Here is a 13,176-nt window from a genome sequence, read left to right as displayed (position 1 = left end):
AAAATATCTTGAAAAATATAATTAGTCGAGTTGTTGGTGGTTTTGTTATCGGTGTGATTATTGGACAAATCGTACAACTCCTTATTTCGCTCCCATTAGGTCAAGGAGAATATATGCCAGTTGTGGAACAGTTTCGCTCTTTATTTGTTAGTGAGATGTCAGCTGTCACGGTACAAATACTGTTAACAGGGCTGATTGGGGTCACATTCGCTACAAGTTCGCTTGTTTTTGACATAGTGAAGTGGAGTCTACTAAAACAGTACATCGTTCATTTTTGTATAACAGCACTAGTATGGGGGCCGATTGTAACGCTACTGTGGATGCCCAAAACATCTATAGGCACACTGATTTTTTTTATTGGTTTTTTAGGTACGTATGTCATCACATGGACTATTCAATACATGATTTCAAAGAATGATATAAAAAAAATTAATGCTGCGATTCAATCAAGGCAATTTGAAGGGAGAAGTGATGAATAATGGCCATAATTATAAAAAATCTAACGAAAAAATTTAAAGAGCGCACAGCTGTTGACAATCTTTCACTGACGATTAAGAAGGGAGAATTCTTCGCACTTTTAGGGCAAAATGCTGCTGGAAAAACAACAACGATTAAAATGCTTAGTTGCTTACTTACACCTACAAGTGGCGATGCACTGATGTTCGGAGATAGTATCATCAAAAAACCTACGGCAGTAAAACAAAAAATAAACATTTCTCCGCAAGAAACTGCGGTAGCTCCGAATCTTTCTGTAAAGGAAAATTTAGAATTCATCTCGAGTATTTATGGAAGCAATAAGCAAGAGGCTAAGCAAAAAGCGGTGGAAATGATGACAAAGTTTGGACTTTCGGAGCGAGCAAAAAATAAAGCAAAAACATTATCAGGTGGGTTGCAGCGCCGGCTAAGCATTGCGATGGCACTTATTTCGTCTCCCCAAATCATTTTTTTAGATGAGCCAACACTAGGACTTGATATTCGTGCTAGACATGATCTGTGGAAGACTCTACTTGAATTAAAGGGTAAAATCACGATTATTTTAACGACGCACTATCTAGAAGAAGTAGAAGCACTTGCTGATCGCGTCGGTATTATGCATGGTGGTAAATTGCATGCACTTGGAACGATTGATGAGTTAAAAGAAAATACGGGACAATCTTCTTTAGAAGATATTTTCCTTACGCTAACTGAAGAGGGAGGCGGACTATGAGATATTTAGCATTTGCTTCACGTAATCGTAAGGAGATTTTACGAGATTCTCTGACGCTTCTTTTTGGGATTGTGCTTCCGGTTATTATTATGTGTCTTTTTTCAATCATGCAGAAAAATATGCCTTTGGACCTTTATCATATAGAAAACTTAACGCCAGGTGTAATCGTTTTCAGTTTTTCTTTTATTACGTTATTTTCAGGGATGCTGATTGGTAAGGATAAAAGCAGTTCGTTTTTAATGCGGATTTTTGCTTCCCCTATGTCTGCCTCTGATTATATTACTGGGTACACTCTTCCACTATTACCGGTTGCCATTCTTCAAATTGTTATTTGCTTTATTTCAGCATTCTTCTTAGGTCTATCATTTAATACGAATGTATTAGGTGCCACTATTCTACTCATTATCATTGCAATGCTTTATATTGGATTTGGTCTACTACTTGGTACGTATTTTACGGATAAGCAAGTTGGTGGGATTTTTGCGATTTTTGTTAATCTTACAACATGGTTAAGTGGCACTTGGTTTAAGTTAGATATGATTGGTGGTACGTTTAAAACAGTCGGTTATGCATTGCCATTTGCTCATGCGGTTGATGCTACACGATTTGCTTTATCTGGTGAATATGGTGATCTTGTTGTACCTTTATTATGGGTAGTTGGTTATATAATCATTATCTTCGTAATCACTGTTTTGGGCTTTAAGAGGAAAATGAAAAGGTAAATAAATTGTATTCATAGTGAAAAATACACGATAGTTGAATAAAATATAAACAATTTTATTATCTCCATATAACCGCCAGTAAATAGGCGGTTTTTTTATTTGATACTGTTTCACCGCCTTGTCTTTTTCGCATAATAATAATAGTAGAAAATGATGAGGAGGGTGAGAGGAGTTAATAAAAAATCTTTTTTGGAGATTTGGGTATCGATGATGCAGTTGCTTTAATTTATGCCGATAAAACATGCAATATTATTTCTTTTGTATCCAGATGTAATGGACCAAGTATGCGCTTATTATATAATGGGTGGCGCATTTTTATTTCCAGGTAATGTTACTCCTGTTTCAGAAGCTAACTTTTACCCCGCATTAACGGGCAGTAAGACCCCCACCTCAAAGTTCAGCGAAAGCAAAGAAGTTAGGTGGGGGATCAACAACTGCCCATAAAAGCCCGATTCGTTCAACTAATAATCAGAGGAGGATGAAGAAAACCCCCACTGATTAAAGTTTCACTTTATGGAGATCCAATTGCAACTAATATTGTCATGAAATATGCCAAGAATGTTAGTGTTTATCCGTTAAATGTAACGCAGCAGGCACTTATTACTCCTGAAATGGAAACATTATTAATGAAAAGGGAACAGGGCTAGCAAAACTAATTAAGCCAATGATTGATTTTTATTATGAGAACTTTTATAAAAAAGAATACCTTGGAATTGGTGGAAGTCCCATTCATGATTTATTATCGTTTATTTCATTAATGAATGATAATATCTTTGAATATAAAAAGTCTGCTGTATGGATAAGTACAACAAATGACGAAACTCGAGGACAAAGTGTAGCTGATTTTAGAAAGATTGCTGAACCCATAAGATTTGATAATCGGTCTGTACAAAGAATGGCCATTGATTTTAACTATCAAACGTTTTAAAAAAATTTATGAGAACAATGTTGAAACCAGATTGTTCTTAGGGAATAAGGCTATCAGATCATCGAGGAATAATATGGTTTGGAAAAATAATTTATTTTGAATGGATACAAAACTGTATTAATTCAATTGTATAAAAAGCTATACGTGGCATTTAAGGTATAACTTATCAAAAATAGTAGCATAACTAATGGTAAGCAATAATTTATAGGTATTATTTTTGTTTTGTAAAATTAAGGAGGTATAGTGATATGGCATTTATATGGTCTTTAATTGTTGGTGGTATTTTAGGATGGCTAGCAAGTTTAATCGTTGGTAAAGATGTACCTGGTGGTGTGATTGGAAATATTATTGCTGGGATAATCGGTTCTTGGCTTGGAACATTGTTATTGGGTACGTTTGGACCGGTTATCGGAGGGTATGCAATTATTCCAGCATTAATTGGTGCCATTGTTTTAATTTTTATTGTCAGCTTATTACTGCGTGCAATGCGAAAATGAAATTAGGTGGATCGCTGAAAATTGTCAGCGATCCATTTTTGTATTATTTGTCCTAATCTGTTATGCTACTGTTATACAATCAGGAGGTGTAAGCATTGAAATCATTTACAGTAAACTTTCATCAAGAAGACAATGCAAAAGCAACAACAGTACATAAGTTAAGTGAAGAGGACTTCAATAAAGTAACAGAAAACGGTACTCGTCATCTATTTGATCTAGATACAAATGTTGGTTTCTTTGTATTCTTTGATGCAGAAGATGCAGAAGGCAATGAACAATACTTAATGTTGCAATATGAAGGAGATCATGAAGAGCCAAGTGCTTGCTACGGATTTGATTTGAAATTATTCTATCAATTTTTAGCACTTTACTTAAATGACCTTGAATTCCAAGGTGAAACAGATGAAGAAGAGGAAGAATATGGTCCAATTCATCATTTAGCTCATTTACTTTACCACATCGTTGAAGATGGAAAAAGTATTGAAGTATAAATACATAGCTAAAGCTGCCTTTAATAGGGCGGCTTTTTTATTTTGGATAAATTTCACAAAAATGGTTATACAAATTGTTAGCAGAAATCTTAAAAAATAACAATTTATTAGTAGAGAAGGGGGATATCTGCTCAAAGGAGCACCCATACCATGAAAAAGTTTCTTCGGACATTTGAAAAGTGAAGCTTTTTACTTGTAAAAGATAAAAATTATCCAACATAACCGAGTGAAAGAGTGCACTAGAAGTCAGCCTTTATTGCAATTGTGTGCAAATTCATTCATGAGTTCAATAACCATATCTTCTGATAAACGTGGGTATGCAGAAGAGCCAATGATAAGAGTTCCCTCCATGTATTCATGATCTACTATGTGAATTAAAACAAAATTTTCTAGATAACGATTGGTCTTGATGAGTGGAAAGTTATAGGGATCATTTTTTTGATAAAGGTCATTTAGTTGTTCTTTCTTAGAGGAATAAAAAGGACTACAACTATCGTTAGAAATAAATTCATATAAGATATCATTATTTGTAGACAAAAAATGAACAGGAATTGAAAATGTTTGATATATTAAATGACACAGATATTGTATGTCGATAGCTTTATTCATTATACCTCTTCTTTAAAGTGAATAAAATGGTTATCAAACCCAGTAAAATTTTTCTATTATCTATTCAGTATAACAAATAAATAGGATATGTTTTAAGGAAGAAATTATGAATAAAGAATATATACATGTAGAGTTTTCCACAGAGGACAGTGTTAATAATATGGCAGGGTAGTTGATATAAGAAAAAGAGCTGTTCTGTTATAAGAACAGCTCTTTTGATTTATTACGCTCTACTGAATATACAAAATAAGTTTGAACAATTCCTCCGATTATTAACAAGCAGGCGCAAATATAAAATAGAGTGCCGCCGCTTACATGACTTAATATAACTGCACCTATAGCAGGACCGCACGTTCGAGAAATATCCCAGTGTATGCCGTAGATAGAAAAATATAATCCCCGCTTGTGACTTGGTGCTATTCTGGAAACAAATCGTAGTAAGTGATTTAAAGCAATACTTTCACCAATTGTCAGGAAAAGCAATGTGAAGAAGAGTGACCATAATGTTGTAGAATAACCATAACCAATAGCAGCGAATGTATAACAAATATATGAAATTACAATTATTTTAGGCATTGAAAATGGTTCAGACCATTTGACAAGACCAACTTGCAGGATGATTTCCATTACAGCTTTACAAGTCGAGATAAATGCGAGAACAAATAAGAAATTTGGAAAGATATCTTCTGCGAATACACGATAATTTGTTTCAGTTTGGGCATAGAAAAAGCTAATCGGAAGAGTAGATATCATGAGTCCAAATATAGCATAATGCTTAAAAATAAACTGTGTACGTGTTGTTACTTGTGCTGATTTTTCATTAGTTTGAATGATTGGAGCTGTTTCTGGCAGTTGTGTCCAAACGAGAATGGCATACAGCAGGAGAGTTACAGCTTGAATGACAAATAAGTATTCAGGGTGACTATTGTAAAAAAAGGCACCGATGAATGGACCAATCACAGCACCGATAGCTCCTACTGTTTGAAGAACAGCGAATATTTCAGCTTGTTGTTTTTGTTCAGTTAAATCGGCAATTTGTGCACGCTGAGCAGGAATATATAAGGAGCGGCCAATACCGTTCATTACATATAACAAAGCAAAGAATAGGACTGATTCAGCAAAAACAAATCCGCCTATTGCAATTGCTTGCACGAATAATCCGAGTAACATAATTTTCTTTCTACCGTAGCGATCTGTTACACCTCCAGCAATGATTGTGAACACAATATCAGAAAGTGGCTGCAATCCAAACAGAAGCATTGTCATAATCACATTACCTTCTAGTGCTTTATTGACATGGACAATAAAAATAATTGCTAACATGGCCTGAGTTGTTCTAGTTAACAACTCACCTAATAATCGAATCCGGATTGGTTTATTATAGCGTTTTATAAGATGATTCATTCTTCATTTCCCCTTTCTATATAGAAATCTTAAGATAGAAGCAAGAAATGAAAAAGGGTAGAATGAAAGAAGGAGATTTTTCATCTTTTAGGGGGAAAAGTATGGTTATTTTGGAGCAGTACATACAGCTGTGGGTCCAGTATGGAAAAGGGAGAACAGAGGAAGAAAAAATAGAAATATCATTACAAAATATATCGGAAACATTTTTTTGTACGGATCGTAATAGTAAATTTATTATAAAAAAATTAGAAGAGTTAGCGTGGATTTGTTGGTTTCCAGGATGCGGAAGAGGGAATCGATCAAAGTTATCGTTTCAAAAAAATCCTATTTCTTTAATTTTAGAACAGGGGAAAGAAATAACGAAACAAGGGGATGTAAAGGGTGGAAAAGCATTTGTTGAGCAATATAGCTCATATTTCCCCATATTAGAAAAACAATTCCAAGCTTGGATAGATTCGATATTTGGTTATCAAATTGAAATGACTTCTCGAGGAAGACAAGATGTACTGCGTTTACAAGTTGAAATGAACCTGAAAATTTCTTTAGATCCTGTATATGCTACAATGCGTTCGGAGTGTCATATGGTAAAACATCTATATGACACGCTTATTTATGTTAATGAGAGCACAAATACAATAGAACCGAGACTAGCTTTTCATTGGGAATATAATGACAATCTAAAACTATGGACTTTTTATTTACGAAAGGGGGTTCGATTTCATAATGGAAAACGATTTACAGCTCATGATGTTGTATATACATTTGGTAGGTTTATGAATAAAGAGGATAATCCGTATTCATGGATGCTTCAACATGTTGAAAGTGTTCGTATTGTAAATGAATATATTGTAGAAATGCACTTGCATACGGAAAATCAATTGTTATTACATGCTTTAAGCTCAGAACAGTGTTCTATTGTAATGGAAGATGAGGAAGACAAATTAATTGGAACAGGACCGTTTAAACTGTGTGAAAATAATGAGTCTATTTTTGTATTAGAAGCTCATGATTTGTATTTTCGTGAACGACCCTTTCTCGATCGGATTGAATTATGGAATGTACCACAAAGTATTGATACATATGATGTTTTCGTAAAGGCGCAACATAAAGAATTAGAAAAGTATCATAAGGAACTTTCTATACTGGAATCCAATGTAACATATATAACGTTAAACACTGAGAAACAAGGACCTATGCAAGATATTACATTTCGCAAAGCGTTGTATAAAATTATTCATAGCAGCAAAATAATAGGTGAGTTAGAGGGAGAGCGTGGCGAGGTAGCAGGGGAATTATTATTGACGAATTTTTTTATGCCAAGAATAAAAGAGGATATTCAAATCTTGGTTCAAAATAGTAAGTATAATAATGAAATATTAAATTTATACACATTTAAAGGACAAGATCATGTAGAAGATTCATATTGGATTCAAAAAGAATGTGCCAAATATGGAATTGTAATTGAAATAGCTTTTCTTGATACACAGGAATTATTACAGGTTCAAATGATAAAGCAAGCAGATATCATTCATGATAGTGCTACCATTAGCGAGCAAACAGAAAGCAGTTTTCTGTATATGTTTCTTTCAAAAAATAGTTTTATTTATCAGCATAGCTCTCTGGATTTTAATGAGCAATTACATTCATATTTTATTGAACCTAATTTTGAAAAGCGAATTACACTGTTACGCGATATAGAGGACACATTGTTACGTAATATTCATATTGTTCCTTTATATCGTAATAAACAACACATACGTACACATGAAAAAGTACAAAATATAATCATCAACGCTCAAGGTTGGATTGATTTTTATAATATATGGTTTAAACCTTAATATATAAGCATTTAATAAAGGTTCTGTTGAAAAATCAAAAGGGCCTTTTTGTATGGAAGTACATTTTGATTTTGAACATTGTTTCGCACATTTTTTATAAACACCCATTTACAGCGTAACAGTGTTATGTTACATTGTTATCAGGAAGGAGTGTTATACAGTTGAATACGGATTTAATTTCAAAAAAGGATTTATTAGAACTGACTGGTATTTCATACGGACAGCTATATAGGTGGAAAAGAAAGAATTTAATACCAGAAGATTGGTTTGTAAGAAAATCAACTTTTACAGGGCAAGAAACATTTTTTCCGAAAGAAAAGATATTAGAACGTATTGATAAAATTCAAACAATGAAAGAGGATTTGTCTCTAGATGAATTAGCGAATATGTTTTCACCAAGTGTAACAGAGGTTTCTTTAACGAAAGAAGACATGATACGAAAGGGTATTGCCTCCGAACCGGTTGTGCAGTTTTTTATAGAACAAACGAATAAACCGGTAGAATTTCAATTTGTTGATATTCTCTATGTATACATTTTAGAAGAATTACTGCAATCTGGAGAAATTAGTTTAGAAGAAGGTAAGATGATACTGCAAGTGCTGCATGAGCACTATGAAATCATGAAACAAAAGAATAGTGAATTAGTTGTGGTTCGAAAACTAGGTATTGCTACATGTTTCTTAGTTTCAAATGTGGAAGATCTATTTTTTGAAAAAGGTACGAAGATAGTCGTACGTTTAACAATCATGCAATATACAGAAGCATTAAAATCAAAACTATTGTAGTGGAGGAGAAATAATGCATACAGAAAAATTAATTATAAATGGCTATGGTTCTTCAAATGGTGGAGAGTTCCATAAAGTACAGTTAAATGGAAAAGGAACTGTTAATGGAAATATTGACTGTGATGAATTTGAATGTAATGGGTCAGGTAGTGTAAATGGTGATTTAAAAAGCGAGAACACAAAAATTAGTGGATCCGGTAAAGTTGACGGTACAGTAAGCACTGAAAATATGCGAATTGATGGAAAAGCAACGATTACAAAAGATGTAAAGGCTAACAACTTAAAGATTGCTGGAAAAGGAACAATTGGTGGTACTTTGACAGGAGAAGAGCTTAAAATCCGTGGGCAAGCGACTATTGACGGTAATTGTGAAGTAGATATCTTTTCGTCAGAAGGGCAATTCACAATTGGTGGCTTACTAAGCGCAGATGAAATTGACATCGATATTCATGGTACATGTAGAGTAAAAGAAATAGGTGGTCAAACAATTAAAGTAAGACACAGACCAACAGCATTTAGTGGGCTTTTTAAAACGGTGTTTGGATCACATTTAGAAGCTGAATTGTTAGAAGGTGACAATATTGATATTGATTACGTGCAAATTAAAACTGTAAGAGGTAACAATGTTACAGTGGGGCCGAATTGTGAGATTGGACTTATAGAATATACGGGAGTTCTTCATGTTGATAAAAATGCAAAAGTAAAAGAAATTCAGCAAGTTTAATTTTTTTATAGAGAGAGGAATGTAAATGGAAAAGCGAAATAGTCTTACATTGAATGGTTCTGGTAGTTCATCAGGTGGAATCTATAATAAGGTGAAAATTCGAGGAGAAGGAACAATTTCAAATGATGTGAACTGCAATGAATTTAAAGCATATGGAACGAGCGACGTTCGTGGTGATATGACGACAAATTCATATATTGTGTATGGAGATAGTGAAGTACAAGGTGGTTTGCATGCTGAGTATGTGAAAGTATATGGTAATACACAAGTGCAGAATGATTGTCACATTAACAAAATAAAAATTCGAGGAATGTTCGAAGTGAATGGAAAGTTATCCGGAAACTTTGTGGACATTAAAGGAGGGCTGACTGTAAAAGAAGATATTGAAGTTGAAGAATTTTTATTAACGGGTGGTCTTGAAAGTGAAGGGCTTTTAAATGCTGAAAATATTAACATTATCTTGCGTTATGAAGGAAGTAAAGTAAGAGAAATTGGTGGGAAAAAGATTACAGTACGAAAAAAAGCTAGATTTATTCCTTTTACAAGTCATACTGGTAATCTTCAAACATCAATTATTGAAGGTAATGACATTTATTTAGAGCATACAATAGCTGAAGTAGTGAGGGGGAACAATGTTACAATTGGCCCTGGCTGTGAAATAAGTGTTGTTGAATATCATACTAGCTTTAATCAAAAAGGCAAATCAGTTGTAAAAGAACATAAACAAATATAGTTGTAAGAGGGAGAGCAAGATATATGGTTGCAAAGAATAGTAAACTTAGCTTTGTAGTTGCTGGTTTATTGCTAGGGATTTTAATGGCATCAATGGATAATACCATTGTTGTTACAGCGATGGGAACAATTGTTGGCGATTTAGGCGGATTAGAAAACTTTGTTTGGGTTGTATCGGCGTATATGGTAGCAGAAATGGCAGGAATGCCGATTTTCGGAAAACTATCAGATATGTATGGTAGAAAAAGATTCTTTATTTTCGGCTTAATTGTCTTTATGATTGGTTCGGCACTTTGTGGTACCGCAGAAAATATTACGCAGTTAGGTATTTATCGTGCGATCCAAGGTATTGGTGGCGGGGCACTTGTTCCAATTGCCTTTACTATTGTTTTTGATATTTTTCCGCCCCAAAAGCGCGGGAAAATGGGTGGATTATTTGGTGCGGTCTTTGGATTATCTAGTATTTTCGGTCCTTTACTTGGCGCATATATTACAGACTACATTAGCTGGCACTGGGTGTTTTATATTAACTTACCGCTTGGTATTCTATCACTTATTTTTATTGTATTCTTTTATAAAGAATCGCGCGTTCATCAAAAACAAAAGATTGATTGGTTTGGTGCAATTACACTAGTCGGTGCAGTTGTTTGTTTAATGTTCGCATTAGAACTTGGTGGACAGAAGTATGATTGGGACTCTACTTTTATTTTAAGTTTATTTGCGGCATTTGCTATTTTAATTATTATGTTTATTTTTATTGAAAGAAAAGTGGTAGAACCTATCATATCGTTTGAAATGTTTAAACAGCGCTTATTCGGGATGAGTACAATTATCGCTTTATTTTACGGGGCTGCTTTTATGTCAGCAACTGTATATATTCCTTTGTTCATTCAAGGTGTATATGGCGGATCGGCAACGAATTCTGGCTTATTACTATTGCCAATGATGTTAGGATCAGTCGTTACAGCACAGTTAGGCGGATTTTTAACGTCAAAGCTAAGTTACCGTAATATCATGATTATTTCAGCTGTGATTATGCTTGGTGGATTGTTCTTATTAAGTACATTAACACCAGAAACGAGCCGTGTATGGTTAACCATTTATATGATTATTATTGGTTTTGGCGTAGGTTTCTCATTCTCTGTATTAAGTATGGCTGCAATTCATAATTTCGGTATGAACCAGAGGGGATCAGCAACTTCAACGAGTAACTTTATCCGTTCATTAGGAATGACCCTTGGGATTACAATATTTGGTATGATTCAAAGAACAGGTTTTCAAGATCAATTAGAAGAAGCATTTAAAGGAATGGATGGCGGAATAAATAGCAACGCTCTAGGGAATTCAAGAGCAATTCTTTCAGAAGGCGCAAGATCTCAAATTCCGCCACAAATATTAGATAAAATTATTGAAGCCCTTTCAAGTTCTATCGTTCATACTTTTATGTGGGCGTTAGTTCCAGCAGGTTTAGCATTCGTGTTTATTTTCTTTATGGGGAATGAACGAATGGTATACAAGAAAGAACAAGGTAAGATAAAGGCTGAAACATCAAAAGCATAGAAGAAAAAAGCTCCTTTCTCAAATAGAAAGGAGCTTTTTTGTATGTAACTTTACAAATTAACCTTCGATTACTTCATATTCTTCGTCTGCTAATAATAAAATCTGTGTTTTTTTACCTTTGTTTTGTACTTCAATTACATCGTATGTGCCTAGGTCTCTTACTTTATTTTGAGACACGTTTACCATTACTTCAATAGAATCGATTAAAATATCTTCTTCGATATATGATTCAGGCAATGCCATATCCTCAGTATCTAATACACATGTGTATAGAGTTTGTAAATGTTCAGCAGTTGGGTTTTCTTCTTGAACATCAATAATGTCTTTTACTGTTTCCATATGTTCTTCTTTTACTTGGTATACTTTAATTTTAGCCATTGTTTCATTCTCCTTTATAACATAATCGTAGAGGCTACAGTTTATTATAACGTTTTTTAGTGGAAAGATGAAATTGTTTCCTTATTATCATTCTCAATTATAATATTTGCATCCAAAAGTTCGGGTAGGAGAAGTGCTGTTCAGTGAAGGGAAAGGAAATCCTTGCTAATTCAAAATCAGTTCGAATTTATTACAAAAGTGTAAGGTTTTTGTAAGGAAAATAGATAAATAGATCATAAGGTTTCTGATAGTATACGAGGTGTCACATACTATTAAAACAAGAGGTTGAAAACATGAAGAAACTGTTAATAACTTTGATTGCTTTTCTCGTATTATTAGGTCTTTTAATGACTGCTTTTGTAAGCTTTGATTGGGATTTAGCTGAAATGAAGCAAAAATTGGGCAAAGATAAAATGTATGTTCATATTACGGAGAACGGAAAAGAATATCAGGTAGATAAAGATGATCCTACTTGGAAGCGTTACGAGTATAACGTAATTGCATATGATAAAGATGGAAATAAGACGAGTATTAAGTTCGATGCTAATAAAAATTTAAAGCTAAATGCTTTTTTACGTGTGTATGTATTTGATGAACCAAATAGTGAGGGATATAAAGGGATTTCAACATATGAAGAAGTCCAACAAAATGAAATTCCTAAAAAAGCACTAAAGCAGATGGATAAAAACTAATATATAAGGATTGTTCATAGATGAAAAGGCAGCATGTATAATTGTACATGCTGCCTTTTTGTTTGAAGAAGCAAATAATGGTATGAAATGAAGTTTGAATTCAAAAGTGCTTATAATTTAAACAACAAAACATTTTTATCATATTCCCGTAAACACCAATTATATTTATTTAATACAGTAGGATGAACACCCTCTTGATCAGTATTAATTTCTTTAAAACCATATTTTTTATAAAAAGCTGCCAGTTCTTCAAAAGGAATGCAATAAATATTAGGTACATTGGATTGCTTTGCTTCGTCTACTAAGAAAGAAAGGAGATCTCCTGCTAATTTATAGCCTCTGAATTTAGGAAGTATATAAATACCGCCCATTTCTAACGTACTTTGATCAATTTTAACTAAACGTCCAAGTCCAACATATTCTCCGTTGTATGTCACAATTGCCACTTTATCTTTTTTTAAATCACTTGGCACAAATCCAACTGATTTATACTGACTGTTAATCCATTCTAAATCCTCTGGTGAAGCAAATTTTATTTTCATAAAAATACACTCCTTGAAAAATTCTGATATTTCTATTGTATAGGAAACAAAATGATTTGTAATGAAA

15 protein-coding genes and 1 pseudogene are annotated in these 13,176 nt (G+C 33.6%); 12 read left to right on the top strand and 4 right to left on the bottom strand.

The genetic code is table 11. From position 1 onward, the window contains the following. Positions 1–8 precede the first annotated feature (8 nt). From C564_RS0113715 to C564_RS0113690, 6 genes and pseudogenes are all read left to right on the top strand, one after another. Complete coding sequence (locus tag C564_RS0113715; RefSeq protein ID WP_018765705.1) at positions 9–479, top strand: DUF3021 domain-containing protein; 471 nt, start codon at positions 9–11, stop codon at positions 477–479. Further along, entirely contained in the window at positions 479–1,207 is a 729-nt protein-coding gene (locus C564_RS0113710; protein WP_003198191.1) for an ABC transporter ATP-binding protein, read from the top strand. Before C564_RS0113715 ends, C564_RS0113710 begins: the two co-directional genes overlap by 1 nt. Continuing rightward, on the top strand, positions 1,204–1,929 hold the full coding sequence (locus C564_RS0113705) for an ABC transporter permease (RefSeq protein ID WP_018765704.1): 726 nt from the start codon (positions 1,204–1,206) through the stop codon (positions 1,927–1,929). The genes C564_RS0113710 and C564_RS0113705 overlap by 4 nt, the downstream gene beginning before the upstream one ends. A 243-nt stretch (positions 1,930–2,172) precedes the next feature. Further along, positions 2,173–2,898: pseudogene (locus C564_RS37430) on the top strand (nucleoside hydrolase); the annotation flags it as partial. Positions 2,899–3,105: 207 nt separating this feature from the next. Continuing rightward, positions 3,106–3,354, top strand: coding sequence for a GlsB/YeaQ/YmgE family stress response membrane protein (locus C564_RS0113695; protein WP_003197984.1), 249 nt, complete (start codon positions 3,106–3,108; stop codon positions 3,352–3,354). Positions 3,355–3,449: 95 nt separating this feature from the next. Continuing rightward, a complete protein-coding gene (locus C564_RS0113690; RefSeq protein WP_003197987.1) occupies positions 3,450–3,845 on the top strand; it encodes a hypothetical protein in 396 nt (131 codons plus the stop codon). Positions 3,846–4,091: 246 nt separating this feature from the next. Here C564_RS0113690 and C564_RS0113680 read toward each other — a convergent pair whose 3' ends face one another. Together C564_RS0113680 and C564_RS0113675 are read right to left on the bottom strand one after the other, a co-directional pair. Next, entirely contained in the window at positions 4,092–4,454 is a 363-nt protein-coding gene (locus C564_RS0113680; protein ID WP_003207400.1) for a hypothetical protein, read from the bottom strand. Positions 4,455–4,652: 198 nt separating this feature from the next. Then, positions 4,653–5,858 (bottom strand): MDR family MFS transporter, encoded by a 1,206-nt coding sequence (locus C564_RS0113675; RefSeq protein WP_018765701.1) that lies wholly within the window; start codon positions 5,856–5,858, stop codon positions 4,653–4,655. A gap of 47 nt (positions 5,859–5,905) precedes the next feature. Between C564_RS0113675 and C564_RS0113670 the strand changes: the two genes are divergently transcribed. The 5 genes from C564_RS0113670 to C564_RS0113650 all read left to right on the top strand — a co-directional run bounded on the left by C564_RS0113670 (position 5,906) and on the right by C564_RS0113650 (position 11,497). After that, positions 5,906–7,696, top strand: a complete 1,791-nt coding sequence (locus C564_RS0113670) for an SgrR family transcriptional regulator (RefSeq protein ID WP_081621473.1) — start codon at positions 5,906–5,908, stop codon at positions 7,694–7,696. A 161-nt stretch (positions 7,697–7,857) separates the two neighbouring features. After that, positions 7,858–8,481: a YhbD family protein gene (locus C564_RS0113665; RefSeq protein ID WP_018765699.1), complete on the top strand. Its 624-nt coding sequence runs from the start codon at positions 7,858–7,860 to the stop codon at positions 8,479–8,481. Between the two features lie 13 nt (positions 8,482–8,494). Further along, complete coding sequence (locus C564_RS0113660) at positions 8,495–9,205, top strand: polymer-forming cytoskeletal protein (RefSeq protein ID WP_006095093.1); 711 nt, start codon at positions 8,495–8,497, stop codon at positions 9,203–9,205. 25 nt (positions 9,206–9,230) lie between these two features. Beyond that, positions 9,231–9,938: a hypothetical protein gene (locus tag C564_RS0113655; protein ID WP_018765698.1), complete on the top strand. Its 708-nt coding sequence runs from the start codon at positions 9,231–9,233 to the stop codon at positions 9,936–9,938. Positions 9,939–9,961: 23 nt separating this feature from the next. Beyond that, positions 9,962–11,497 carry an MDR family MFS transporter gene (locus tag C564_RS0113650; RefSeq protein WP_003197998.1) on the top strand — a complete coding sequence of 512 codons (1,536 nt, stop codon included), beginning with the start codon at positions 9,962–9,964 and terminating at the stop codon, positions 11,495–11,497. Between the two features lie 57 nt (positions 11,498–11,554). Here the strand turns inward: C564_RS0113650 and C564_RS0113645 are convergent, their stop codons facing one another. Next, positions 11,555–11,875, bottom strand: coding sequence for a hypothetical protein (locus C564_RS0113645; RefSeq protein ID WP_018765697.1), 321 nt, complete (start codon positions 11,873–11,875; stop codon positions 11,555–11,557). Positions 11,876–12,168: 293 nt separating this feature from the next. Between C564_RS0113645 and C564_RS0113640 the strand changes: the two genes are divergently transcribed. Then, entirely contained in the window at positions 12,169–12,567 is a 399-nt protein-coding gene (locus C564_RS0113640; protein WP_018765696.1) for a YxeA family protein, read from the top strand. Positions 12,568–12,677: 110 nt separating this feature from the next. Here C564_RS0113640 and C564_RS0113635 read toward each other — a convergent pair whose 3' ends face one another. Next, the gene (locus tag C564_RS0113635; protein ID WP_003198003.1) at positions 12,678–13,109 is read right to left on the bottom strand and encodes a GNAT family N-acetyltransferase; all 432 of its coding nucleotides are present in this window, start codon (positions 13,107–13,109) and stop codon (positions 12,678–12,680) included. Positions 13,110–13,176: the final 67 nt, after the last annotated feature.

The organism is Bacillus sp. 105MF (assembly GCF_000374885.1).
Lineage (GTDB): Bacteria > Bacillota > Bacilli > Bacillales > Bacillaceae_G > Bacillus_A > Bacillus_A pseudomycoides.
The sequence above is the reverse complement of the archived record's forward strand: the minus strand, read 5'-3'. Positions and strand labels throughout refer to the sequence as shown.